At 70.1% G+C, this 23,811-nt stretch carries 23 protein-coding genes, 3 tRNA genes and 1 pseudogene; 13 read left to right on the forward strand and 14 right to left on the reverse strand.

Annotated elements, in window-relative coordinates:
* Nucleotides 1-459: 459 nt before the first annotated feature.
* Nucleotides 460-714, forward strand: a complete 255-nt coding sequence (locus QMK24_RS26635; RefSeq protein ID WP_283469318.1) for a DUF3073 domain-containing protein — start codon at nt 460-462, stop codon at nt 712-714.
* Between the two features lie 87 nt (nt 715-801).
* Here the strand turns inward: QMK24_RS26635 and purM are convergent, their stop codons facing one another.
* Both purM and purF read right to left on the reverse strand, forming a co-directional pair.
* Complete coding sequence (purM, locus tag QMK24_RS26640; RefSeq protein WP_283469319.1) at nt 802-1,869, reverse strand: phosphoribosylformylglycinamidine cyclo-ligase; 1,068 nt, start codon at nt 1,867-1,869, stop codon at nt 802-804.
* A gap of 99 nt (nt 1,870-1,968) precedes the next feature.
* Nucleotides 1,969-3,486, reverse strand: a complete 1,518-nt coding sequence (gene purF / locus QMK24_RS26645; protein WP_283469320.1) for an amidophosphoribosyltransferase — start codon at nt 3,484-3,486, stop codon at nt 1,969-1,971.
* Nucleotides 3,487-3,675: 189 nt separating this feature from the next.
* On the opposite strand from purF, the gene QMK24_RS26650 reads away from it, so the two are divergent.
* Complete coding sequence (locus tag QMK24_RS26650; RefSeq protein ID WP_283469321.1) at nt 3,676-3,870, forward strand: type II toxin-antitoxin system VapB family antitoxin; 195 nt, start codon at nt 3,676-3,678, stop codon at nt 3,868-3,870.
* Between the two features lie 184 nt (nt 3,871-4,054).
* Here QMK24_RS26650 and QMK24_RS26655 read toward each other — a convergent pair whose 3' ends face one another.
* Both QMK24_RS26655 and QMK24_RS26660 read right to left on the reverse strand, forming a co-directional pair.
* On the reverse strand, nt 4,055-4,858 hold the full coding sequence (locus tag QMK24_RS26655; protein WP_283469322.1) for a maleylpyruvate isomerase family mycothiol-dependent enzyme: 804 nt from the start codon (nt 4,856-4,858) through the stop codon (nt 4,055-4,057).
* Between the two features lie 69 nt (nt 4,859-4,927).
* Nucleotides 4,928-5,752: a DUF4177 domain-containing protein gene (locus tag QMK24_RS26660; RefSeq protein ID WP_283469323.1), complete on the reverse strand. Its 825-nt coding sequence runs from the start codon at nt 5,750-5,752 to the stop codon at nt 4,928-4,930.
* Nucleotides 5,753-5,769: 17 nt separating this feature from the next.
* Here QMK24_RS26660 and QMK24_RS26665 point away from each other — a divergent pair, with 17 nt between their 5' ends.
* The 3 genes from QMK24_RS26665 (at nt 5,770) to QMK24_RS26675 (ending at nt 7,504) form a co-directional block, all read left to right on the forward strand.
* Nucleotides 5,770-5,916, forward strand: coding sequence for a hypothetical protein (locus QMK24_RS26665; RefSeq protein WP_283469324.1), 147 nt, complete (start codon nt 5,770-5,772; stop codon nt 5,914-5,916).
* Complete coding sequence (locus QMK24_RS26670) at nt 5,913-7,055, forward strand: protein-L-isoaspartate(D-aspartate) O-methyltransferase (protein ID WP_283469325.1); 1,143 nt, start codon at nt 5,913-5,915, stop codon at nt 7,053-7,055. Before QMK24_RS26665 ends, QMK24_RS26670 begins: the two co-directional genes overlap by 4 nt.
* Nucleotides 7,056-7,129: 74 nt before the next feature.
* Nucleotides 7,130-7,504, forward strand: coding sequence for a hypothetical protein (locus QMK24_RS26675; RefSeq protein WP_283469326.1), 375 nt, complete (start codon nt 7,130-7,132; stop codon nt 7,502-7,504).
* 66 nt (nt 7,505-7,570) lie between these two features.
* Here the strand turns inward: QMK24_RS26675 and QMK24_RS26680 are convergent, their stop codons facing one another.
* The 5 genes from QMK24_RS26680 to purS all read right to left on the reverse strand — a co-directional run bounded on the left by QMK24_RS26680 (nt 7,571) and on the right by purS (nt 12,469).
* Nucleotides 7,571-8,467 carry an RNA polymerase sigma-70 factor gene (locus tag QMK24_RS26680; protein WP_283469327.1) on the reverse strand — a complete coding sequence of 299 codons (897 nt, stop codon included), beginning with the start codon at nt 8,465-8,467 and terminating at the stop codon, nt 7,571-7,573.
* Entirely contained in the window at nt 8,464-9,036 is a 573-nt protein-coding gene (locus tag QMK24_RS26685) for a carboxymuconolactone decarboxylase family protein (RefSeq protein WP_283469328.1), read from the reverse strand. Before QMK24_RS26685 ends, QMK24_RS26680 begins: the two co-directional genes overlap by 4 nt.
* A 240-nt stretch (nt 9,037-9,276) precedes the next feature.
* Nucleotides 9,277-11,526: a phosphoribosylformylglycinamidine synthase subunit PurL gene (gene purL / locus QMK24_RS26690; RefSeq protein WP_283469329.1), complete on the reverse strand. Its 2,250-nt coding sequence runs from the start codon at nt 11,524-11,526 to the stop codon at nt 9,277-9,279.
* On the reverse strand, nt 11,523-12,227 hold the full coding sequence (gene purQ, locus QMK24_RS26695; RefSeq protein WP_283469330.1) for a phosphoribosylformylglycinamidine synthase subunit PurQ: 705 nt from the start codon (nt 12,225-12,227) through the stop codon (nt 11,523-11,525). Before purQ ends, purL begins: the two co-directional genes overlap by 4 nt.
* Nucleotides 12,224-12,469: a phosphoribosylformylglycinamidine synthase subunit PurS gene (purS, locus tag QMK24_RS26700; RefSeq protein ID WP_283469331.1), complete on the reverse strand. Its 246-nt coding sequence runs from the start codon at nt 12,467-12,469 to the stop codon at nt 12,224-12,226. Before purS ends, purQ begins: the two co-directional genes overlap by 4 nt.
* Nucleotides 12,470-12,813: 344 nt before the next feature.
* On the opposite strand from purS, the gene QMK24_RS26705 reads away from it, so the two are divergent.
* From QMK24_RS26705 to QMK24_RS26740, 8 genes are all read left to right on the forward strand, one after another.
* Nucleotides 12,814-13,131, forward strand: a complete 318-nt coding sequence (locus QMK24_RS26705) for a histone-like nucleoid-structuring protein Lsr2 (protein ID WP_283469332.1) — start codon at nt 12,814-12,816, stop codon at nt 13,129-13,131.
* Nucleotides 13,132-13,240: 109 nt separating this feature from the next.
* Nucleotides 13,241-13,312: transfer RNA gene (locus tag QMK24_RS26710), tRNA-Gly, on the forward strand.
* Between the two features lie 57 nt (nt 13,313-13,369).
* Nucleotides 13,370-13,441: transfer RNA gene (locus QMK24_RS26715), tRNA-Gly, on the forward strand.
* A gap of 156 nt (nt 13,442-13,597) precedes the next feature.
* Entirely contained in the window at nt 13,598-14,554 is a 957-nt protein-coding gene (locus tag QMK24_RS26720) for an ABC transporter ATP-binding protein (RefSeq protein ID WP_283469333.1), read from the forward strand.
* A complete protein-coding gene (locus tag QMK24_RS26725; protein WP_502962645.1) occupies nt 14,551-15,366 on the forward strand; it encodes an ABC transporter permease in 816 nt (271 codons plus the stop codon). The genes QMK24_RS26720 and QMK24_RS26725 overlap by 4 nt, the downstream gene beginning before the upstream one ends.
* Before the next feature lie 22 nt (nt 15,367-15,388).
* Nucleotides 15,389-16,702: a sensor histidine kinase gene (locus tag QMK24_RS26730; RefSeq protein WP_283469334.1), complete on the forward strand. Its 1,314-nt coding sequence runs from the start codon at nt 15,389-15,391 to the stop codon at nt 16,700-16,702.
* Between the two features lie 164 nt (nt 16,703-16,866).
* Nucleotides 16,867-17,469 carry a response regulator transcription factor gene (locus QMK24_RS26735; protein ID WP_283469335.1) on the forward strand — a complete coding sequence of 201 codons (603 nt, stop codon included), beginning with the start codon at nt 16,867-16,869 and terminating at the stop codon, nt 17,467-17,469.
* A gap of 22 nt (nt 17,470-17,491) precedes the next feature.
* Nucleotides 17,492-17,564: transfer RNA gene (locus QMK24_RS26740), tRNA-Gly, on the forward strand.
* A gap of 116 nt (nt 17,565-17,680) precedes the next feature.
* Here the strand turns inward: QMK24_RS26740 and QMK24_RS26745 are convergent.
* The 5 genes and pseudogenes from QMK24_RS26745 to QMK24_RS26765 form a co-directional block, all read right to left on the reverse strand.
* Nucleotides 17,681-18,580, reverse strand: coding sequence for a phosphoribosylaminoimidazolesuccinocarboxamide synthase (locus QMK24_RS26745; protein ID WP_283469336.1), 900 nt, complete (start codon nt 18,578-18,580; stop codon nt 17,681-17,683).
* 80 nt (nt 18,581-18,660) lie between these two features.
* Nucleotides 18,661-20,199: a N,N-dimethylformamidase beta subunit family domain-containing protein gene (locus QMK24_RS26750; RefSeq protein WP_283469337.1), complete on the reverse strand. Its 1,539-nt coding sequence runs from the start codon at nt 20,197-20,199 to the stop codon at nt 18,661-18,663.
* A gap of 167 nt (nt 20,200-20,366) precedes the next feature.
* Complete coding sequence (locus tag QMK24_RS26755) at nt 20,367-22,094, reverse strand: hypothetical protein (protein ID WP_283469338.1); 1,728 nt, start codon at nt 22,092-22,094, stop codon at nt 20,367-20,369.
* A 229-nt stretch (nt 22,095-22,323) separates the two neighbouring features.
* Complete coding sequence (gene purD, locus QMK24_RS26760) at nt 22,324-23,583, reverse strand: phosphoribosylamine--glycine ligase (protein ID WP_283469339.1); 1,260 nt, start codon at nt 23,581-23,583, stop codon at nt 22,324-22,326.
* 122 nt (nt 23,584-23,705) lie between these two features.
* Nucleotides 23,706-23,811, reverse strand: a pseudogene (locus QMK24_RS26765) (IS5/IS1182 family transposase); the annotation flags it as partial.

The following is a 23,811-nucleotide window of genomic DNA, read 5'->3' on the forward strand; positions in this document are numbered from 1 at the left end:
CCCGGGACAGGCTGATTCCAGCCACTTGCCGGCCGGTCGCCCGCCGCTCACCTGCTGTCCGGCGGGCGGTCACCTGCCCCGGGGCGGGCGACGGCCGCCGGGTCCCTAGGTGGTCGCCGCCGGGTCCGCTCGGTGGTCGCCGCCGGACCCGGTCGGTGCCGGCAGCGGTCACCGAGCGGACCGGCTCGGTAACCGCTTCCAGGTTCGCTCAGTGACCGAACGCACGACGCGATAGCAAGTTCGCGCTAGAACCGGTTAAAATCACGGCTGACCAGCCAGGACAGGGTTCGATTCGGCTCCCGCTCCGACGCGCGTCGTGCGGGCGACGTACCGTGCGGCTCCGGAAGCAGGTACCGTTGAAGCTCTACGGACCGGTCTCTCTCCTGAGAGACCGCTCCGATTCATGAACGCGTGTCAAGACTCGGGGCCATCGAGCCCCGCCGTTGAGGGGGTCGAGCCATGGGGCGCGGCCGGGCCAAGGCCAAGCAGACGAAGGTCGCCCGCCAGCTGAAGTACAACAGCGGCGGAACAGATCTCACACGTCTGGCCGACGAGCTGGGCGCATCGTCACCACTTCCGGTACTTCCGCCGGAGCCTGTTGTGGACGATGACGACGAGAACGACGACGACCCGTACGCTCAGTACGCGAGTCGTTACAACGATGACGACGAGGACGAGGACTCCGAGCCCTCTCCGCAACGTCGTCACTCTTGACGCTGCACTTCTACAGACCCGGTCCGGGGCCCGCCCCGGACCGGGTTTCGTCATGGCCCGCGACGCCCCGGCGCGCGGACCCGCTGTCTACTTCGCGTAGTCGCCGGTCAGGGTCACGACTTCGGCGTGGTCACCGCGCTCCACGACCTCGCCGCTCACCCATGCCTCAACACCGCGGTCCGCGAAGGTGGCGAGCGCCACATCCACCGAATCCTGCGGCACGACCGCGATCATGCCGACGCCCATGTTCAGCGTCTTCTCCAGTTCCAGCCGCTCGACCCCGCCGAGCTCACCGACCGTGGTGAAGACCGGGTCCGGCCGCCACGTCGAACGGTCGACCGTGGCGTGCAGGTGGTCCGGGATGACGCGGCCCAGGTTGTTGGCCAGGCCGCCGCCGGTGATGTGCGAGAAGGCGTGCACCGGGGCGAGGCGGGTGAGCGCCAGGCAGTCCAGCGAGTAGATCTTGGTCGGCTCCAGCAGCTCCTCGCCGAGGGTCCGGCCGAACTCCGGAACCTCGCGGTCCAGCTCCCAGCCGGCCCGGTCGAAGAAGACATGCCGGACCAGCGAGTACCCGTTGGAGTGAAGTCCCGACGACTCGATCGCGATCACCGCGTCACCCGTACGGATACGATCCGCGCCCAGCACCTGATCGGCCTCGACCACACCGGTACCGGCACCCGCGACATCGAAGTCGTCCGGGCCGAGCAGCCCCGGGTGCTCGGCGGTCTCGCCGCCGACCAGCGCACAGCCGGCCAGCACACAGCCCTCGGCGATGCCCTTGACGATCGCCGCGACCCGCTCGGGGAAGACCTTGCCGACGCAGATGTAGTCGGTCATGAAGAGCGGCTCGGCGCCGCACACGACCAGGTCGTCCACGACCATGCCGACCAGGTCGTGACCGATCGTGTCGTACACGCCCATCTTCCGGGCGATGTCGACCTTGGTCCCGACGCCGTCCGTGGCGGAGGCGAGCAACGGCCGCTCGTATCGCTTGAGAGCGGAGGCGTCGAAGAGCCCGGCGAATCCGCCGAGGCCGCCGACGACCTCGGGACGGGTGGCCTTCTTCACCCACTGCTTCATCAGGTCGACGGCGCGGTCGCCCGCTTCGATGTCAACGCCGGCGGAGGCGTAGCTGGCGCCAGTGGTCTCAGGCATGGCTGGGAAACCTTCACGTCGTCGAGTAGATGCGGTGTGATGCGGAGTGCCGGATTGCCGTATTGCCGGATTCAACAGTGGCGCTTCAAGATTGCCGGATTACGGACGGCGGAGCGCGTCGGCGGCGTCCGTGCCACCGGCCAGCTCGCTCTCCAGGAGCTGCTTGCCCAGCAGCTCCGGATCCGGCAGGTCCATCGGGTACACGCCGTCGAAGCAGGCGCGGCACAGGTTCGGCTTGGCGATCGTGGTCGCCTCGACCATCGCGTCCAGCGAGATGTACGCGAGCGAGTCCGCGCCCAGCGACTTGCCGATCTCCTCGACGGACATGCCGTTGGCGATCAGCTCGGCGCGGGTCGCGAAGTCGATGCCGAAGAAGCACGGCCACTTGACCGGCGGGGACGAGATCCGGATGTGGATCTCGGCAGCGCCCGCCTCGCGGAGCATCTTCACCAGCGCGCGCTGGGTGTTGCCGCGGACGATCGAGTCGTCCACGACCACCAGGCGCTTGCCCTTGATGACATCCTTGAGCGGGTTGAGCTTGAGCCGGATACCCAGCTGCCGGATGGTCTGCGACGGCTGGATGAACGTCCGGCCGACGTAGGAGTTCTTGACCAGGCCGGTGCCGTAAGGGATACCGCTCGCCTCGGCGTAGCCGACGGCGGCCGGCGTGCCGGACTCCGGAGTCGGTATCACCAGATCAGCTTCGACCGGGGCCTCGGCCGCGAGCTTGCGGCCCATCTCCACCCGGGACAGATACACGTTCCGGCCGGCGATGTCGGTGTCCGGTCGGGCCAGGTACACGTATTCGAAAATGCAGCCCTTGGGCTTGGCCTCCGCGAAGCGGGAGGCCCGCATCCCGTTCTCGTCGATCGCGATCAGCTCGCCCGGCTCGATCTCCCGGACGAAGACGGCACCGCAGATGTCGAGGGCGGCGGTCTCCGAGGCGACGACCCAGCCGCGCTCCAGTCGGCCCAGCACGAGCGGACGGATGCCCTGCGGGTCACGCGCCGCGTAGAGGGTGTGCTCATCCATGAAGACAAGGCTGAAAGCACCCTTGACCAACGGCAGCACCTTGGAGGCGGCGAGCTCGACGGAGAGCGGCTTGCCGTCCTCGTCCACCTGTCCGGCCAGCAGCGCGGTCACCAGATCGGTGTCATTGGTCGCGGCCACCCGAGTGGCCCGGCCGTTGCCCTGCGGCAGGTCGGCGACCAGCTCGGCGAGCTCCGCCGTGTTGACCAGGTTGCCGTTGTGACCGAGCGCGATCGACCCGTTGGCGGTGGCACGGAACGTGGGCTGGGCGTTCTCCCACACCGAGGCACCGGTGGTCGAGTAGCGGGCATGACCGACGGCGATATGGCCGGTCAGCGAAGCGAGAGAGGTCTCGTCGAAGACCTGGGAAACGAGCCCCATGTCCTTGAAGACCAGGATCTGGGAGCCATTGCTCACAGCGATGCCCGCAGACTCCTGTCCGCGGTGCTGCAGGGCGTACAGACCGAAATAGGTGAGCTTGGAGACCTCTTCGCCGGGGGCCCAGACACCAAAGACGCCGCAAGCGTCCTGGGGGCCCTTCTCGCCGGGGAGCAGGTCGTGGTTGAGTCGTCCATCACCACGAGGCACATCACCGAGTCTAAGGCAGTTCCCCGGTTCGGCCGAACCGGGGAGCGAGCCGGAACCCCGTGACCACCGGCCTCTTCGCGCAGGTGAGGCGAGGATCACGCTGCGTGCGGACTCGGGGTGAGCAGGACGCTACGCTCTGGCACGGACTTCGTCAGCCAGGCCGAGATATCCACCCGGGAGGTTGCCGCCATGACCAAGCGACTCGTCGACGTCGATGACGCCACACTCGCCAAGGCCATGGAAGCGCTGGGCACGGCAACCCTCGAAGACACGGTCAACGAGGCTCTGCGCTTCGTGGTGGGCAAGCGCGAGGAAGCCAAGAAGCGCCCCTGGGAGAAACTGTCTGCCAAGGGCCCGCCCCGGCCGGGAATGGCTCGGCCCTGAACGTATTGCACGCGTATCGCCCGGACAACGGGATCGCCGCCGATGTACGTGCGGCGCGCGAGGTGGTCACGGACGAGGTGAGCGGGGCATGGCCCGACGCCTGATTCTCGATAGCGGAATCCTCTAGTCCGCCCCAGCCGGAGCGGCTGCGCGCGGTCAGCGGGTGAGCTTGGAGACCACCGGCTCAGCCGAGTACGGGGAGGTAGGGGGCGAGATCGGCGCGCTCGCCGCTCGCCGAGACGTCGGCCGCTTCGAGGGCGGACTTCCAGTCCGTGCGCCCGGTGGCGAGCCGGATCCAGGTGATCGGATCGGTCTCGACGACGTTCGCCGGCGTGCCGCGGGTGTGCCGGGGGCCCGCCACACACTGGACAGCCGCATACGGCGGGATCCGGACCTCCACGGAGTTGCCGGGCGCCTTGACGGCCAGGGCGTCGGCCAGCAGCCGGGTGACGGCGGCCACGGCCTGCCGGTCGTGGGCGACCTCGACGCCGGTGGCGCGCGCCAGGTCGTCGCCGTGGACGACCAGCTCCACGAGCCGGGTGACGGTCAGATCCAGGGCCCGCATCGCGCCGAAGATGTGCGGAACGATCCGGTCCGCCCGTACCGCCTCGTCCAGGACCGGTTCCAGCCGCGCGGCGGCGGCATCGATCGCCGCCGCCGGATCCTGGATGCCGGCCGCGGTCTCGCGGGTCGTCGCGTCGAGCCGGTCCGCGAGCGCGGCCGTCGACACCGCCCACGTCGACAGATCGGTGACCGGCGGCGCCGGGTCCGGTACGGGCTCGCCGAGCAGCATCGGCACCGCGTCGATCTGCCGCACGATGTGCGCGACCAGCAGCGTCACGTCCCAGCCGGGCAGCCCGGCGGGCAGCGCGAGCTGCTCGGGCGTGAGCGCATGCACCGCCGAACGCACCGCGCTCACCTGCGCGATGAGCGCGGCACGCGTCCTGGCGGGGTCATAGGTACGGGCACGGCGACCGGCTGACGTCATACCCGCGAGCCTATTCGGCTGCCCCGCGGCTTGTCGTGAGGCTTTCTCCCTGGGCGGGTGGCCCTGGGCTCAGGCCTGGCGCGGGCGCTCGAAGGTGAGGAGCAGACCCTCGACCGCGCCGGGGCCTATGCGGCCCTTGACGTCAGCAGCGGTGATCGACTTCAGCGCCCAGCCGTCGCCGGCCTGCTTGTTGAGCGTCTTCTCCAGCTTGTCGCCGTCCAGCGCGTCACCGATCAGCGATTCACGGAACGAAACAACCTTGTACTCGAACATGGCCCAGCCCCTCGTGCGTACGTACGGAATCCGTCGGCGCCAGCCAATCATGCGACCAGCCCCGCAGGTTAGTTGCTGCTGACCCCTGATCGGAATGGAGGACGCATCATGCGAGGCCTGGGGATAAGGCTCGGGGATGTGATGGAGTGCCGAGTGGAGCGACTTCTCACCGTCGGGAGACCTCAGTTGAGTGCGGAGTCTCAGCCACGCCGCGGCGTAGTGCGAGCACAGGCTTCGCATGTAGTACCGATCCATTGATGTCACGCCGGCTGCGTCGGCATCGTCCAGCGTGTCGGACCAGGTGCGGCTTCGGTTGAGCAGAGAGCCGTCGTCCGGGACCAGGTCGTCCTTCAACATCTCGAGGAGCTCATCGAAGCTGCGGTCCGGCTTCTTGTCCCTCGTCTCATCGCACAGCTGAAGCATCCCAGGGGGAAACTCGGCCTGCTCCGCCAGGGCTGGATCGCATGCCTGGACGGCTCGTATGAGATTGAGGCGGTCCGGCCAGTGCCGCGCATGACCTTTGACAAAGTCGCCGAGGCGCTCCCACGCCTCCACTTCGGACCGGATCCACCGGGCCAGGACATGGATGTCGACGGGGTGATGAGGCGTGCGGGCACGCACACGACGCGCTCAACCTCGTGGAGAAGGTCCAGCACGGCGAGACTCTGCGCCGGGTCTCAGAGCTTCAGCGGACCCTGCGGATGAAAAACACCCCGGCGACCCGCAGCCTCACCGAGCACCTCATCGACACCCGCGCACTCGTCGCCTCCGGGGGCCGGGCATGACCCGCCGCACCGGTCTCATCCTCGATTTCGGCGGAGTGCTGACCACCAGTGTCCCCGGCTGCGCTGCGGGATTCGATCGCCGGGAAGGGCTACCGCCTGGGACGTTTCTCCGGGCCATCGCCGTCAACCCGGAAGGTGCGGCGCTCTATGCGGACCTGGAGCGCGGAGCGGTCACCCAGACCGAGTGGAACGAACGTACTGGTGCGCTGCTCGGTATCGACGGCACGGACCTGCTTGGCCGGGTCCTGGTCGATCTCCATCCGGAGGCGTCCGTCATCGCTGCCGCGCGGGCTGCCCGAGCCGCAGGCATCAAGGTCGGCATTCTCTCCAACAGCCTCGGCATGGAGCCGTACGACTACAACGCGGGGTTGCTCGCGCACCGGCTCGGCGACGCCAACGTGGTCACGGTCGAGGTCGACGCGGCAGTGGCCGGAGCGGCACGCACCGCGCTGCACGGGGCCGGGCTGCACCCCACGGTGGTCAAGGGCGATGGGGCGCAAGGGAACTGGGATCGCGCTCCCTACGACCGGATCCTCGCTACCTGTTCGGTCCGGCGGATCCCCCGGGCGTGGGTCGAGCAGTCCCGCGCCGGGGGTGAGATCGTCGCCCCCGTGACGACGCTGTTCGGTGGGGGCGCTGTCGTCCGCCTGACGGTGAACGAAGACGGCAACGCCCGAGGAAACGTCACGCGCGATGCGGCGTTCATGCGCCTTCGACAGCAGCGGTTCACCGCGCCCGGCACGGACGCTTATCTCCCCGGGGACTGGCCCGGCGACGCCGAGCAGTCCATGACGTCCCTGGACCCCGAGGAGATCGGCGAGAACTGGCTGGCACAGCTCCTGGTCGGCTCCTGCGTACCGGACGTGTTCACCCGACGCGCGAAAGAGGGCGACGGCTGGACGTGGTGGCTGTTCGACACCGCCGTGACCTCCTGGGCAACGGTGGACTCCGTTCCCGGAGCGGCGGAGTTCGACGTCCGGCAGTCCGGCCCGCGCCGCCTGTGGGACGAGGTCGAAGCCGCATACCGCTGGTGGGAAGAGAAGGGTAAACCGGGCTACGAACGGCTCGGCCTCACCGTCACCGCCAGCGGGGAGCACCACACCTGGATCGACGACCCGAGCACATTCTGGACCCTCTGAACAGCGCCACCACAAAGGCCCGGGGTACGCGTGCCGTACCCCGGCCCCGGACCGTCGTTGGGAGCATGAGGCCCGTGAGCGATCCCACGCCGATCCACGCAGCGCCCGAACACCCCGGCGGGGAGTTGATCACCAGGCCCGAGCAAACCCCGGACGCTCTGCGGGTAGCAATCGCCCGCATCGCACCACACCGGCTGGAGGAGATGGAGACGCAGAAGAACGAAGCGTTCTCCATGGCTGCCCAGCATGACGTCCCCGGCCCCATTCGGATGTGGCTGCTGATCTGGTCCGGCGAGGTCGAGATCGAGCGGCGTCCGGACCTCTCCGAACGACGGCGCGACGCCGAGCGTGCGGCTCAGACGCTCCCCAGAGATGATCCCGCCTGGCGTGCAGCCATGGACGCGATCGTCGCCCTGACGGACGAAGCACGTGCGGCCGTGGCCGGATGAGTTGGTCCTGGGAGTACGACCCGAAGGAGGAACAGGTCATCGGCGGAAACCCCCGCATCCGATGACCTACTGGAGGAACGCCTGACTCGGCGGGGTCACCAGACGGAGTTTGTCGGGGTTGCGGACCACGCGGACCCCCACGATGCCGGTCTCGTTCAGCTCCAGCACGATCACGTTGTCCGCGACCCCGGCGGAGGTGACCAGCAGGCCCGGCTGGCCGTTCACGTCCACATGGTGGACGGCCATGTCGGGCACCGGCGTGGCGAGGATGCCGAGGATCCAGCGCACTGCCTTGTCCGCGCCGAAGATCGGCCGCAGCGCCGCGCGGACCTTGCCGCCGCCGTCCGACCACACGGTCACGTCCGGTGCGAGCATCTCCATCATCCGGTTGAGGTCGCCCCCGACGCACGCCGCCAGGAACTCGTCCGTGACCTTGCGGCGCACCTCCGGCGGGGCTTCATAGCGCGGGCGGCGGGCCAGGACGTGCGAGCGCGCCCGGCTGCCGACCTGCCGTACGGACGCTTCGGTGCGGTCGACCATTCCGGCGATCTCGGCATACGGGAAGCCGAAGACCTCCTTGAGGATGAACACCGCCCGCTCCAGCGGCGACAGCGACTCCAGCACCACCAGCATCGCCAGCGAGATCGCCTCTGCCTGCTCGACCCCGCCGCTCGCGTCCGGCGCGGTCACCAGCGGCTCCGGCAGCCATGGCCCGACATATGACTCCCGCTGCACCGCGGCCGAGCCCAGCCGGTTGAGCGAGAGATTGGTGACCGTACGGGCCAGATAGGCGCGGGGCTCGGTGATCCCGGCAGTGTCCACCCTGCTCCAGGCGAGCCAGGCGTCCTGCAGGATGTCCTCGGCGTCCGCCGCGCTGCCCAGCATCCGATAGGCGATGCCGAACAGCACGGAGCGGTGCTCCTGGAACAGCGAGAGGGCCAGTGCGGGGGTTTCATCGGTCACGCCGTGGAAGTTACTCCACGCGCCGGGATCTCGCACCGGTCCTTGAACCCCTGCCCGACCAGGCCGAACGCGCTGTTCACCCGGGAGCGAAGGTTCTCCACCGCGATCATCGTGGTGAGTTCCACGAACGCCGCCTCACCGAGGTCCCCGATCAGACACCGCGCCATCTCGTCGGTGACCGTCGGCACGGTCTGCGTCATCGCCTCGGCGTACTCCATCACCAGGCGCTCCAGGTCGGTGTACACGCCCTTCGCCGCACGCCAGTCGGGGATGTTGCGCAGCTTCTCGGGGGTGATGCCGCGCTCATGGCTCTCCCAGTAACCGAAGTCCATGCACCAGGAGCAGCCGATGGTCGCGGCCGAGGCCATCACGGCGAGGGCCTTGAGCCCCGGGTCGAGCTTGTTCCACTTGGCGAGCCGCAGCTCGAAACGGGTGGTGGCCAGCAGCACCCGGGTGTTGTGCGCGTACGCCTTGCCGGGGTCGAGAACCTCGCCGTAGGTGCGCTTGGAGTACCACTCGCCGAGGCGGTAGAGAAGGGTACGGGGAGGGGTGAGGGAGATGCGGGCCATGGTTGCTGCCTCCTTGGTTACGGGCTTTCGAAGGGGAGACAGAACAGCCTCGGAGAATGTGACACGTCCCTGCGCGGGCGCGCGGCCTCAGTTGATCACGCGCGGACGTCGCGCATCACGGCGGAGACGTCGCGCATCACGGCCGGCCCGGAGGCGCCGTGAACGCCGTGAACGCACACGGCGGGCCCGCGACCGAAGTCGCGGGCCCGCCGTCTTTTGTGGGGCACCTGCCGCTGCGCGTCAGGCCAGGAGAGCCGGGATCGTGGCCTCGTGGGCCTGATTCAGTTCGGGGAGCGGGATCGTGAACTGGTCCTGGATCTCGATGGATTCGCCGTCGACGACACCGATGCGGGCGGCCGGAAGGCCGCGCGCGCCGCACATGTCGTTGAAGCGGAGCTCCTCGCTGCGCGGGACGGCGACGACCGCGCGGCCGGCCGACTCGCTGAAGAGGAAGACGAACGGGTCGAGGTCGTCGGGGACGACGATCCGCGCGCCCTTGCCGCCACGCAGGCACGACTCGGTGACGGCCTGGATGAGGCCGCCGTCGGAGAGGTCGTGCGCGGCGTCGATCATGCCGTCGCGGGAGCCGGCGATGAGGATCTCGCCGAGCAGCCGCTCGCGTTCCAGGTCCACCACGGGCGGCAGGCCGCCGAGGTGGTTGTGGACGACCTCGGACCAGGCCGAGCCGCCGAGTTCTTCCTTGGTGTCGCCGAGGAGGTAGAGGAGCTGGCCCTCTTCCGCGAAGGCGATCGGCGTACGGCGGTTGACGTCGTCGATGACACCGAGCACCGCGACCACGGGGGTCGGGTGGATGGCGACGTCGCCGGTCTGGTTGTAGAGCGAGACGTTGCCGCCGGTGACCGGGGTACCCAGGATCAGGCAGCCGTCGGCGAGACCACGGGTGGCCTCGGCGAACTGCCACATGACGTCCGGGTCCTCGGGGGAGCCGAAGTTGAGGCAGTCGGAGATGGCGAGCGGCTTGGCGCCGGTGGCGGCGACATTGCGGTACGCCTCCGCCAGGGCGAGCTGCGCGCCGGTGTACGGGTCGAGCTTCGTGAACCGGCCGTTGCCGTCGGTGGCGATGGCGACGCCGAGGTTGGTGTCCTCGTCGATGCGGACCATGCCCGAGTCCTCGGGGTGGGACAGCACCGTGTTGCCCTGCACGAAGCGGTCGTACTGGTCGGTGACCCAGGACTTCGACGCCTGGTTGGGCGAGGAGACCAGGGCGAGGACCTGACGGCGCAGCTCGTCACCGCTCGCGGGCCGGGCGAGCTTGTTCGCGTCGTCGGCCTGCAGGGCGTCCTGCCAGGAGGGACGGGCGAACGGGCGGTCGTAGACCGGGCCTTCGTGGGCGACGGTGCGCGGCGGAACGTCGACGATCTGCTCGCCGTGCCAGAAGATCTCCAGCCGCTCCCCGTCGGTGACCTCACCGATGACGGTGGCGATGACGTCCCACTTCTCGCAGATCTCCAGGAAGCGCTCGACCTTTCCTGGCTCGACGATCGCGCACATGCGCTCCTGGGACTCGCTCATGAGGATTTCCTCGGGCGAGAGCGAGGAGTCGCGCAGGTGCACGGTGTCGAGCTCGACGCGCATACCGCCGGATCCGGCCGAGGCCAGTTCCGAGGTGGCGCAGGACAGGCCCGCGCCGCCGAGGTCCTGGATGCCGTCGACGAGGTCGGCCTTGAAGATCTCCAGGGTGCACTCGATGAGGAGCTTCTCCTGGAACGGGTCGCCGACCTGGACGGCGGGGCGCTTGGTCGGCTTGGCGTCGTCGAAGGTCTCCGACGCGAGGACCGAGACGCCGCCGATGCCGTCGCCGCCGGTGCGTGCACCGTAGAGGATGACCTTGTTGCCGGCGCCGGACGCCTTGGCGAGGTGGATGTCCTCGTGCTTCATGACGCCGACGCACAGCGCGTTGACGAGCGGGTTGCCCTGGTAGCAGGAGTCGAAGACGACCTCGCCGCCGATGTTGGGCAGGCCGAGACAGTTGCCGTAGCTGCCGATGCCGGAGACGACACCGAGCAGCACGCGCTTGGTGTCGGGATGGTCGGCGGCGCCGAAGCGCAGCGGGTCCATGACGGCGACCGGCCGGGCACCCATCGCGAGGATGTCGCGGACGATGCCGCCGATGCCGGTGGCCGCGCCCTGGTGGGGCTCGATGTACGAGGGGTGGTTGTGCGACTCGATCTTGAAGGTGACCGCGTAGCCCTGGCCGACGTCGACCACACCGGCGTTCTCGCCGATGCCGACGAGCATCACGTCGTTCTCTGGGACCTTCTCGCCGAACTGGCGCAGGTGCACCTTGCTCGACTTGTACGAGCAGTGCTCGGACCACATGACGGAGTACATGGCGAGTTCGGCGCCGGTCGGGCGGCGGCCGAGGATCTCGCGGATGCGCGCGTATTCGTCGGACTTGAGGCCGAGTTCGGCCCAGGGCTGGTCGGCCTCGGGGGTCTTTTCGGCGTTCGTGACAGTGTCGAGGGTCATGCGTTGACCAGCTTCTTCAGGATCGAGGTGAAGAATCCCAGACCGTCCGTCCGACCCGTTCCGATCAGCGGCTCGACGGCGTGCTCGGGGTGCGGCATGAGGCCGACGACGTTTCCTGCGGCGTTGGAGATGCCGGCGATGTCGCGCAGCGAGCCGTTCGGATTTCCGTATCCATCAGCGGCTGCGCCGCGGGCCAGGTAGCGGAAGACCACGCGGCCCTCGGCCTCCAGCTCGTCCAGCGTCCGCTCGTCGGCCACGTAGCGGCCGTCGATGTTCTTCAGCGGGATGGAGATCTCCTGGCCGGCCTCGTAGTCGGCGGTCCAGGCGGTGCCGGCGTTCTCCACCCGCAGCTTCTGATCGCGGCAGATGAAGTGCAGGTGGTTGTTGCGCAGCATCGCGCCGGGCAGCAGGTGCGACTCGGTCAGCACCTGGAAGCCGTTGCAGATGCCGAGGACCGGAAGGCCGTCCTTGGCGCCCGCGATGACCGACTCCATGACCGGGGAGAAGCGCGAGATCGCACCCGCCCGCAGATAGTCACCGTAGGAGAAGCCGCCGGGCAGGACGACCGCGTCGACCTGGTGGAGGTCCTTGTCGCGGTGCCACAGCGGCACCGGCTCGGCACCCGCGACGCGGACCGCGCGCTGGGTGTCGCGGTCGTCGAGGGTGCCGGGGAAGGTGACGACCCCGACGCGTGCCGTCACGACTCCACCTTCACGTCGAAGTCCTCGATGACGGTGTTGGCAAGGAAAGTTTCGGCCAGTTCCCGGATGCGGGCGAGGGCGGCGTCGTCGACCGGCCCCTCGACCTCGAGTTCAAAGCGCTTTCCCTGGCGGACGTCCGCGATCCCTTCGAACCCGAGACGCGGCAGTGCACGTTGCACCGCCTGGCCCTGGGGGTCGAGGATCTCCGGCTTGAGCATGACGTCGACTACGACGCGTGCCACTGGCACTCCCGGTGTTGTGGTGGTGCGTGAAGTGACTTCAGCGTACCCGTCGCAAAAATCTACGCGAGTAGATATCCTGTTCTCCACCGGTTGCCGCTGATCACGTTTAAGTATCGGCCGTACGATTCTCTAGGGGATGCGTTTCAAGAAACGTAGGGTCCCGATTGCGGCGTGACACGCGGAGGAATAATCCTCCGGCTTCCCGGCGTAATGCATGGCATCGTACAAATGAAAGCTTATTTTCCCCGACTTCTCGGCTTCATCGCATCGCCCCAGCTCAGCCGTAGCATCAGCCGGGCTCAGATGCTAGAAGAAGCCGGTTCCGCACGAAAGGACCGACACCCATGGCGCAGCGCGTAGTGGTCAGCCTCTCCGACGATCTCGACGGCGGCGAGGCAGCGGAGACGATCGTTTTCGGGATCGACGGTAAGTCCTTCGAGATCGACTTGTCGGCTGTCAATGCCGACAAGCTGCGGAGCGCGCTGTCGCCGTATGTCGTCGCCGGCCGCAAGCACGCCCGCTCGGGAAAGGTCTACAAGCGCACGGCCGTCGCACCCGACCCCGCGGCGGTGCGCGCCTGGGCCCGGTCCAACGGCTTCGACGTCCCGCCGCGCGGCCGCATCCCGAAGAAGGTCTACGAGGCGTTCAACGAGGCGAGTTGAGCCGTCGCCCGGCCGGAGCCCTACCGACTGGACAGGCACCCCCTGTGTTCCGCTAGTGTTTGGAGCACGCCGAGGGCATGGTCGAAAAGACCAGGTCATCGGTAGTCACGCGGGTGTAGCTCAGTAGTAGAGCGCCCCCCTTCCAGGGGGGAGGCGCAGTGTGCGATCCCTGTCACCCGCTCTGACTGTTCTGACCGGTCCAACTGATCGGGTAGAGTAGTTCTGCGCAACTGCGCATGCGGACGTGGCTCAGTGGTAGAGCATCACCTTGCCAAGGTGAGGGTCGCGAGTTCGAATCTCGTCGTCCGCTCAGATTGACGAAGTCCCCAGTCGGATCTCCGATTGGGGACTTCGTCGTTTCCCGCTGCTTCCCGGAAGGACCGACGGCCTTCCTCATGACATTCGTCATCAATGCCGGTGACAGCGCGCACTGACCGGACGGGCCTGCCGGCGGAACGCTGGCTATATGGACAAGGACAGCGGGGACACCCACGCGAAGGTGATCGATGTCACCGGATTGCGCCGTCGATATGACGGGCAATTCGAGGCGGTGCGGGGAGTGACGTTCACGGTGGGGCGCGGGGAGCTGTTCGCGCTGCTGGGGACGAACGGGGCGGGCAAGACCTCCACGGTCGAACTGCTGGAAGGGCTGGCCCGGCCCAGCGGCGGGCAGGTCCGGGTACTGGGGAGCGATCCCTACCGGGAGCGGGCGCGGGTGCGGCCGCGGATCGGCGTAATGCTCCAGGAAGGCGGCTTTCCGTCCGATCTGACGGTGGCCGAAACCGCACGCATGTGGGCCGGGTGCACCACCGGGGCCCGGCCGGTGGGCGAGGCGCTGGAGATGGTCGGCCTCGGCGCCCGCCACAAGGTGCGGGTCAAGCAGCTGTCGGGCGGTGAGCGGCGGCGGCTGGACCTGTCGATGGCGCTGCTCGGCCGCCCCGAGGTGCTCTTCCTGGACGAGCCGACCACCGGACTCGACGCGGAGGGACGGTACGAGACCCAGCGGCTGGTGCGCGAGCTGCGGGACCAGGGCACCACCGTCCTGCTGACCACCCACTACCTGGAGGAGGCCGGGGACCTCGCCGACCGGCTGGCGATCATGCGTGACGGACAGATCGTCGCGTCCGGCACTCCGGCCGAGGTGACGGCGAGCCGGCCGGCCCGGATCCGCTTCACGCTGCCGGACGGCGTGACGGCGGCCGAACTGCCGCTGTCCGTCCCGTCCGCCGCCGAAGGGCGCCGGATCGAGGTGCGGACGGACCGGCTGCAGGAGCACCTGCTGGAACTGCTGACATGGGCGCGCCACAAAGACGTACAGCTCATCGGGCTCGACGCCCGGGCCGCGTCGCTGGAAGAGGCCTTCATGGACATCGCGAAGACAGACATCGCGAAAACGGACATCGCCAAGGGGGACGGACGATGAGTACGGAGACGGTCGCGGCCATGCGGACCAGGCGCGACACCCGGCGGCGCCGGGGCGGTACGGGGCGGATGCTGGCGTTGGGACGGGCCGAGGCCACCCTGCTGTGGCGGAACCGGACGGCGCTGTACACGGCACTGCTGCTGCCGGTCTCCATGGTGTGGGTGCTGCGTTCCGCGGTCGCGAAGAACGACCTCGCGAAGAGCGGGATGAGCGCCAACGCCGTCTCGATGAGCGGTGGCATCGGCATCGTCCTGCTCTTCGTCGTCTACTACAACCTGGTGACGGCGTATGTGGCGCGGCGGGAGGAGCTGGTGCTCAAGCGGCTGCGGACCGGGGAACCGACCGATCTGGAGATCCTCGCCGGGACGGCGCTCCCGGCGGCGGCCGTGGCGCTCGTGCAGTGCGTCGCGCTGGTCGTGGCGGGGGCGGTGATGCTGGATCTCTCCGCTCCGCGCCGGCCCGAACTGCTCGTCGCGGGCGTGCTGTTGGGGATCGTGCTGCTGACCGCGCTGGCGGCGGCCTCGACCGTCTTCACCCGGAGCGTGGAAGTGGCACAGCTGACCACCATGCCGCTGCTGATGGTGTCGCTCATCGGATCCGGGCTGTTCGTGCCGCTGGCGCTGCTGCCCGACCGGGTCGCCGATGTGTGCCGGTTCCTGCCCGTCACGCCCATCACCGACCTTGTACGGTTCGGCTGGCTTGGCGGCGCCGGGGCGGGTCAGGTGCTGTGCGCGCTGGGGCTCGCGGTGGCCTGGACGGTGCTCGCGGTGTTTGCTGTAGGACGGTGGTTCCGTTGGGAACCGAGGCGTTGAGCAGGGGGAGCGGGGACGACAGGTGACCAGGCTGACGGGGTGGTGGGACCGGCGCAGCGATCCGGCCCGCTTCGAGCTGTATACGCGCTGGTCGCTGTACTCGTTCGGGCTGATCGAGGCGTTCCTCATCGCCGGCTCGGTCCCGCGCTCCGGCATCGCGCCGGGCGCGGCCGCCGTCCTGTACGCACTGGCCGTCGTGCACGCCGTGCTGTGCGCGGTGCTGGTCTCGGTGGTGCTGGACTGGACGCTGCAGCGGCGCGAGCGCCCGACGCGGCTGCTCGCCGTCACCGGCGGGCTCACGGCCGTCGTGGTTCTGGCCGTCGTGATCCTGCACGCGTCGGGCGCGCTGCCGTCGGCCGGGGACGCGCTCCAGATCATCCTCGGTTTCACCGTCTTCGTCCTCGGCCCCGCGGTGCTCAACGTCCGCAGCGTGGGACGGATCGTGCTGCTCGTCCTGGGCACGGCCGCGCTGATGGCGGCGTTCGCCGCGGCGGCGGGACTGCCGGGGCACGAGATCATCGGCGACACCGTCGCGGTGGCCCTGGGGGGCGCCGGAATGACGTTCACCTACCGCGGTTCCGCGTGGATCCTCGTCATTGTCTGCGAGTTGGACGCGGCGCGGGAGGTGCAGTCCCGGCTGGCGGTCGCAGAGGAACGGCTGCGGTTCGGGCGGGATCTGCACGATGTGCTGGGCCGAAATCTCTCGGTGATCGCGCTCAAGAGCGAACTGGCCGTCCAACTGGCCCGGCGGGGGCGGCCGGAGGCCGTGGACCAGATGGTGGAGGTGCAGCGCATCGCGCGGGAGTCGCAGCGCGAGGTGCGTGAGGTCGTACGCGGCTACCGGTCGGCCGACCTGCAGGTGGAGCTGGCGGGCGCGCTGTCGGTACTGCGGGCCGCGGGCATCGACGGCCGTGCCGAGGGCGACGACGGGTCGACGCTGTCGCCCGCGGTCCAGTCCGTGATCGGCTGGGTGGTCCGCGAGGGCACCACGAACGTGCTGCGGCACGGGGACGCCCGCAGCTGCGTCATCCGGCTGTGGGTACCCCCGGCGGGCCCGGCCGTACTGACCATGGAGAACGACGGGGCGGCCGGGTCGGTGCACTCTGCGGTGTCCGGACCCTCCGCTTCAGGGCCGCCCGGGAGCGGGCTGACCGGGCTGCGCGAGCGCGTCGGTGCGCTGGGCGGCACGCTCACCGCCGAACCGGAGACCGGCGGGATCTTCCGGCTGACGGCGCGCGTGCCGTTGCAACGGCAGGCCGCGGCCGGTGCCGGTGCCCGTGCCGGCAGCAGTACGAAGATCACCGACAGCACAGCAAGCACGGAAGGTGCCGCATGATGATTCCTGCCGGGACTGCCAGGACTGCGAGTACGGCCGGGGCCGCACGAACTACCGGAACCGCCGGGACCGCGGGGGTCGCAGACTCCACCGGAGCTGCGGGGACTGCCGGGGCCGCCAGTACGGCCGGGGCCGCTGGGGCCGCTGGGGCCGCAGCGGAGCGGGTGCGTGTGCTTCTCGCCGATGACGAGCACCTCATCCGTGGCGCGCTGGCCGCGCTGCTGTCGTACGAGGACGACATCCTGGTCGTGGCCGAGGCCGCCTCCGGGCCCGAGGCACTGGCCATGGCGCGGGCGCACCGGCCGGATGTCGCCGTGCTGGATCTGGAGATGCCGGGCGCCGACGGTGTGGCGGTCGCCACATCTCTGCGGGCCGAGCTGCCCGGCTGCCGGACCATGATCGTGACTGGCCACGGCCGCCCCGGCCACCTGAAGCGGGCCCTCAGCGCCGGGGTCCGGGGCTTCGTTCCGAAGACGGTCTCCGCGCAGCGGCTGGCCGAGATCATCCGGACCGTGCACGCCGGAGGCCGGTACGTGGACCCGGAGTTGGCGGCCGACGCGATCAGCGCGGGTGACTCCCCGCTGACCGCGCGGGAGGCGGAAGTCCTCGATCTGGCGGCCGACGGAGCACCGATCGCGGAGATCGCGCGACGGGCCGCGCTGTCCCGGGGGACGGTGCGCAACTACCTCTCCTCCGCCGCCACGAAACTGTCCGCGGAGAATCGTCATGAGGCGGCGCGCATCGCCCGGGAGCGCGGTTGGGTATAGTGGCTCTCGCGCAATGCGCACTGCGGACGTAGCTCAGTTGGTAGAGCGCAACCTTGCCAAGGTTGAGGTCGCCAGTTCGAACCTGGTCGTCCGCTCAGTCGCACGAAGGCCCCGGTGGATTTCCACCGGGGCCTTCGTCGTGTCCGCGGGACCGGGTCCCGCAGGCCGGGACCGGGACCCGCCGACCGGGACCGGGACCCGCAGGCCGGGTCTACGACCAGGGGGTGCCGGTGAGGCGCTCGTAGGCCTCGGCGTACTTGGCGCGGGTCTGCTCGACGATCTCTGCGGGCAGCCCGGGCGGGGGCTGCTCGCTGTTCTTGTCCCAGCCGGTGGCGGCCGAGGTCAGCCAGTCGCGGACGAACTGCTTGTCGAAGGACGGCTGGGGGTGGCCCGGCTCCCACTGGTCGGCCGGCCAGAAGCGGGAGGAGTCGGGGGTGAGCACCTCGTCACCGATGACGAGCCGCTCGCCGTCGAAGCCGAACTCGAACTTGGTGTCGGCGAGGATGATGCCGCGGTCCCGGGCGATGTCGCGGGCCCGGCCATAGACCGCGAGGGTGGTCTGGCGGAGCAGGGCGGCGGTCTCGGCGCCGATCTGGCGGGCCACCTCCTCGTAGGAGACGTTCTCGTCGTGCTCACCGACCTCGGCCTTGGTCGCGGGGGTGAAGATCGGCGCGGGCAGTTCGGAGCCGTCGACCAGGCCCTCGGGCAGCGCGAGGCCGCAGACGGTGCGGAACTTCTCGTACTCGGCGAGGCCGGAGCCGGTGAGGTAGCCGCGGGCGACGCATTCGACCGGGATCATCTTCAGCGGCTTGCAGATCATCGTGCGGCCGGCCCAGTCGGCGGGGGCGCCGTCCGGCACGTCGGTGGAGATGACGTGGTTGGGGACGAGGTCGGCGAGCTGGTCGAACCACCACAGGGAGAGCTGGGTGAGGATCCGGCCCTTGTCGGGGATCTCGGTGGGCAGCACCCAGTCGTAGACGGACGTGCGGTCGCTGGCCACCATCACCAGCTCCCCGGCCGCGTTCTGATACAGATCGCGCACCTTGCCGGTGTGCAGATGCACCAGTCCCGGCACCTGGACGGGTTCAGGTTTCTCAACGAATCCGGACATGGGTCCTCCCCACTCGGCGGCTCAGCTCCCGATTCTCCCGTACGGGAGGGGGTGCGGCCCGACAGGGTCCGGGACACGCCCTAATCGTGTTTGCAGATGCGGTCCAGGAGATTGGCCGTGGCGCGCTGGATGCGGGGGTCGACATGGTGCGGCCGGTCGAGCGCCGGGGACCACGCGAAGGTGCCGGAGGCGAAGACATAGGCGCCGCTCGGCGCGCGGTAGAGAGAGGTCTCCTGATGGCGGCGCCGGCCCTCGGCGTCCTCGTACGGCGAGTGGGCGAGCAGGATCCGCTCGGTGGACTCGGGCAGCGCGGTGCGCGGGAAGTACCGGTCCGCCTCGCCCGCGACCAGGCCCTCGATCCCGTCGCCCTCGGAGGCGCCGGTCGCCTCCCACAGCCAGTGGTCGGCATTGCGGACGACGAGCGGGGCGGGATCGGGGACCCGGCCCGCGTACTGCACGCCCAGCAGCAGCTGTTCCGGTTCGCCCAGGTCGCGCCAGAGGGCGCTGCGGCCGCGGGCGTCACCGTGACGCTTGCGGCAGCTGAGCAGCCGGTCGGGCTCTCCGGACGGCGAGGGGCCCAGTTCGACCTGCCAGTACATGGAGTTGGCGGAGAGGAACACCAGCGAGGTGCCGCCGTCACGGGCGGCCTCGGCGGCGCGGCGCATCGGGACCGACCAGTACTCGTCATGGCCGGGGAAGACCAGGCCGCGGTACCGGGAGGGGTCGATGCGGCCGGCGTGGAGATCGCGGGCGTCGGCGTAGGCCAGGTCGTAGCCGTACCGCTCCGCCCAGCGGATGAAGTCGTAGGCGTGGCCGACGTGCAGGGGCAGGCCCGCGCCCGCGTACGGGCGGTCGAAGGAGACGGTGGTGGGGGCCTCCTGCTCGCCGAGCAGCCGGCCCTCGGCATCCCACGCGTGATAGAGGCTGGCGCCGGTCCTGCCGTCCTCCGGATAGAGGTTGTACGCCTGCCAGGTGACGTCGGGCATCAGCAGCAGCAGATCCGCGTCGAGCGCGGGGGCGTGCGGCTGCTCCTTGGAGGGGTAGCGGCGGGGCGCCGGCGGGCGCTCGTCACGGACAGTGAACGGCACATGGCTGCGGTAGCCGTCGGCGGTGGTCAGCACCGCGACATACGCGCCGGTCTTCCAGTACGCCGGCACCTGCAGGCGCCAGGACTGCCACCAGTGGTGACAGGAGACGGTGCGCCCGGCGGCGAGCGGGGCCGACTGGACGATGCCGGACAGCCGCGGGCTGGCCGTCATGTGGCACGCGCCGTCGCCGCCGTAGTGGCCGATGCGGTAGATGTCCACGGTGAACTGCTGGGGCGGGTCCACGGTGACCCGGAAGTCGATGGCCGCCCCGGGGGCGACCGCTCCGGCCGACGCGAAGCCCTTGACCTGGCATCGCACATCGTCGGCCGTACGCGGGCCCGGCACCTGCGGCCGGGCGGGCGCCTCGCCGCGGCTCACGGCGAGGTCCACATACCAGGGGACGACGTTTCCCTCGTCGTCCAGATACTGCTCGGCGCCTCGCAGCCATGGCAACGGGCCCTGTCCGAACGGGTCGGTCACCCCATGCGCGAGAGCCCCCGACTGCCAGCGCCGGATCTGCTCCGTCCCCACGAGTGCCCCCTTCGTCGCCACGCCCCCGAGGCCGATGTGCTGCGCGTCCGGACCCAGCACATCACATAACGCACTCTCCTGGTTACTGTTCGTGGCGAATAATCGGAACAGATTCGCGTCGAGTGATACAGAAACGGTCATCCTGCACGCGTGCCGGGGCCGGTGTGTCAGACGAGGCGGACGGGCTTCTCCAGCCGGACCCCGACGGCGGTGAGCCAGGAGCGCAGTGGCGCCGCGTCGCCGTTCTCCACCAGCCGGAGCACCGGCCAGGCGAGGTCGGCCCTGCGGGCCCCGTTGACCAGCAGGGCGGGGCCGTCCAGCCAGTCCAGACCGGCCGTGGCTCCCGCGGTGTCGACGGCCGCGCAGCAGACCATCGCGGTGACGTGCTCGGTGAGCAGTTCACGGCCGGTGCGGGGCGGGAGCAGTTGGTAGACCGGGGCGAGGGAGGTGCCCGCCGCCGGGCTCCGGTTGGCGGCGCGGGCCGCCTCCTCGCGCGCGACATGGCCGGTGATCCGGGCCGCCAGCTCCTCGCTGCCGCCCTGGGAGAGCCGGTCGATCACCCGGGCGATGGTGGCCCGGCCGGGCTCGTCCGGAAGCTCCGCGGCCTGGGCCGCCGCCTGGCGGGCGGCCTTGCCGCCCATCAGCAGCCCGGTGCCCGAGCGGCTGTCCGTCGTGTGGTGGTCGGCGGGCTCGACGGTGATGACCGGTGGCCGGTCCCGCTCGGGCCGGGGCACGGCGCTGCCCGGCTCGTCGAGAACCCTGATCAGCAGGGCTGCCTCGGAGCGCCAGATGCGGTCCACGACCTCTTCCGGATACGAGTTCCAGTCGACCGGCGACCAGTCCGGGCCATGGTGCTCGGGGCCGCCGTGGAAGAGCCGGGCGGCCAGCAGGGAGGCCGCCTCGTCCACGGTGCCGGGCTCTTCGAGCAGGTCACAGGCGGGGCGCTCGCCGAGCCGGGACTCGAAGCCCTCGGCCAGCCGGTCGCGGCGGGACAGATCGGTGAGCGCGGCCACCACTCCGGCGTCGAGCCGGGACGGCCAGCGGCCCATCCGCCAGGCGGGCAGCGCGACCCGGGTCAGCAGCCGGTCCCAGCCCGCGTAGGCGAGGCCGACCTGCTCCTGGGCGACGATCCGCAGCCCGTAGTCCACGGCCTGGGCGCGCTCCGAGGCGGACGCGGCCACCCCGCGTTCCATTTCGGCGGCATGCGCCCGGCAGCCGCGCAGCAGCAGCCGCGCGACCCAGCCGAGGAAGGCGTACGCGGGCCGCGCGAGACCGCGCGAGCCGGGTGCCGAGGCGACACCGGCAGCCGCGTCCAGACCCCGGAGGAAGCGCCGGGCCGCGGCTATGTCCGGGTCGGCGGACGGCCCGGTGCCGGCCACGACGGGGGCGAGCAGGGCGCGCAGCTCGGCGACCCGCATCCACCACATGAAGGGTGAGCCGATCACCAGCACCGGGGCGGCCGGCTCCCGGCGGCGGCCGCGGCCTCCGGAGCGCCCGCCGTCCGGGCGGCGGTCCTCCAGCCAGCTGTCGCAGTCCGGGGTGAGTTCTATCGCGGAGGGAGTCGGGACCTGGAGCCGGACCGCGAGGTCTCGGACCATCCGGTACAGGTCGGGGGCGGCCGATTCGGCGACCGGGACCGTCGGGCTGACCGCGGGGCGGGCCCGGACGATGACGGCGGCGACGGCGCCCGCGAGCAGCAGCACCACCAGGGCTCCGCCGACCACGGACCAGCGCAGCGCGTCCCAGCTGTCGCCGATCCGGCCGGTGGCGCCGCCCACGAGCAGGACGATTGCGGCGGCGGCGGGCAAAAGTGCCACGGCGAGCGCGGTACTGCGGATCCGCAGCACCGCGAGCGCACGGGTGCGTGCGACTCCCTCACCTGCTTCTCCGGCCATCGGGCGACTCACCCCCGTCTCGCTGTCACGACCGCCATCGGCGGCTTACCCCCACTGTCGCACCGCCCACCGACATCGCAATGTCCATACGGCTACTTGCCGCACAGCATCACGCTGTCCGGCAGTGCGCTTCCGGGGCACAGTAGTTGGGGACCGCTGTCACGTCAGCCGGATGGGGAAGCCATCACTCCTTTGGATGGCTTTGGGTAAAGCCACTCCCAGGACTGATTCAGGACTGATCCGGTGCCGCCGCCTTGGCCGCGATGTCGGTGCGGTGGTGTGAGCCGTCCAGCCGTACCCGGGCCACCGCGCGGTACGCCCGTTCACGGGCCTTGGCCAGGTCAGCGCCGGTGGCGGTGACGGACAGCACCCGGCCGCCCGCGCTCACCACCCGGCCCTCGGCGTCGAGTTTGGTGCCCGCGTGCAGGACGTACGCGTGCTCGTCCTGCTCCACGACGTCCGCCAGACCGGTGATCGGATCGCCGGTGCGCGGGGTGTCCGGATAGTTGTACGACGCGATGACGACGGTGACGGCGGCGCCGTCGCTCCACCGCAGCGGCTCCATCTCGGAGAGCCGGCCGGTCGCGGCGGCGCGCAGCAGCCCGGCCAGCGGGGTCCTGAGGCGGGCGAGGACCACCTGCGTCTCGGGGTCGCCGAAGCGCGCGTTGAACTCGATCACGCGCACCCCGCGCGACGTGATCGCCAGGCCCGCGTAGAGCAGCCCGGAGAACGGGGTGCCGCGTCGTCGCAGCTCGTCCACAGTGGGCTGCAGAACGGTGCGCTCGACCTCGTCGACCAGCTTCGGATCGGCCCACGGGAGCGGGGAGTACGCGCCCATGCCGCCGGTGTTCGGGCCCTCGTCGGCGTCCAGGGCGCGCTTGAAGTCCTGGGCGGGCTGCAGCGGGACGACCGTCACACCGTCGGTGATGGCGAAGAGCGAGACCTCGGGGCCGTCGAGGAACTCCTCGATGACGACGCGGTCGCAGGCCAGCGCGTGGGCGCGGGCCGTGTCGAGGTCGTCGGTCACGACGACGCCCTTGCCCGCGGCCAGACCGTCGTCCTTGACGACGTACGGAGCGCCGAAGGCGTCCAGCGCCTCGTCGATCTCCTCGGCCGTCATACAGACGTAGGAGCGCGCGGTGGGCACCCCCGCGCCGGCCATGATCTCCTTGGCGAACGCCTTGGAGCCCTCCAGCCGCGCGGCTTCGCGGGACGGGCCGAAGCAGTCGATACCGCGGGCCCTGACCGCGTCCGCGACACCCGCCACCAGCGGGGCCTCCGGTCCGACGATCACGAAGTCCGCGCCGATCGAGACGGCGAGGTCGGCGACGGCGGCGCCGTCGAGGGCGTCGACCGGGTGCAGCTCAGCGGCTTCCGCGATGCCGGCGTTGCCGGGAGCGCAGTGCAACGAGGTGACATCGGGGTCGAGGGACAGTGAGCGGCACAGGGCGTGTTCGCGGGCGCCGCCGCCGATGACAAGGACCTTCACGGGGTCAAGGGTAGTGGCCGCGTGCGGAGCGCCGTGCCGCGCGCCGCGGCTCACTCTTTCGAGTGGGGCGGATCATCGGCCTATACCTGATCACGGGCCCCTTAGACCGACCGGCAAATGGATCACTTGAGCCGCCGGGTGGTGGGGCGGCCGTCCCAGCGATAGCGGCTCGTCGCTCGGCGAATCAGCATACGGAGCGTGACGAGGGCTGCGGCGAGGTAGAGGTAG

The organism is Streptomyces sp. PH10-H1 (assembly GCF_030063355.1).
Classification (GTDB): Bacteria; Actinomycetota; Actinomycetes; order Streptomycetales; family Streptomycetaceae; genus Actinacidiphila.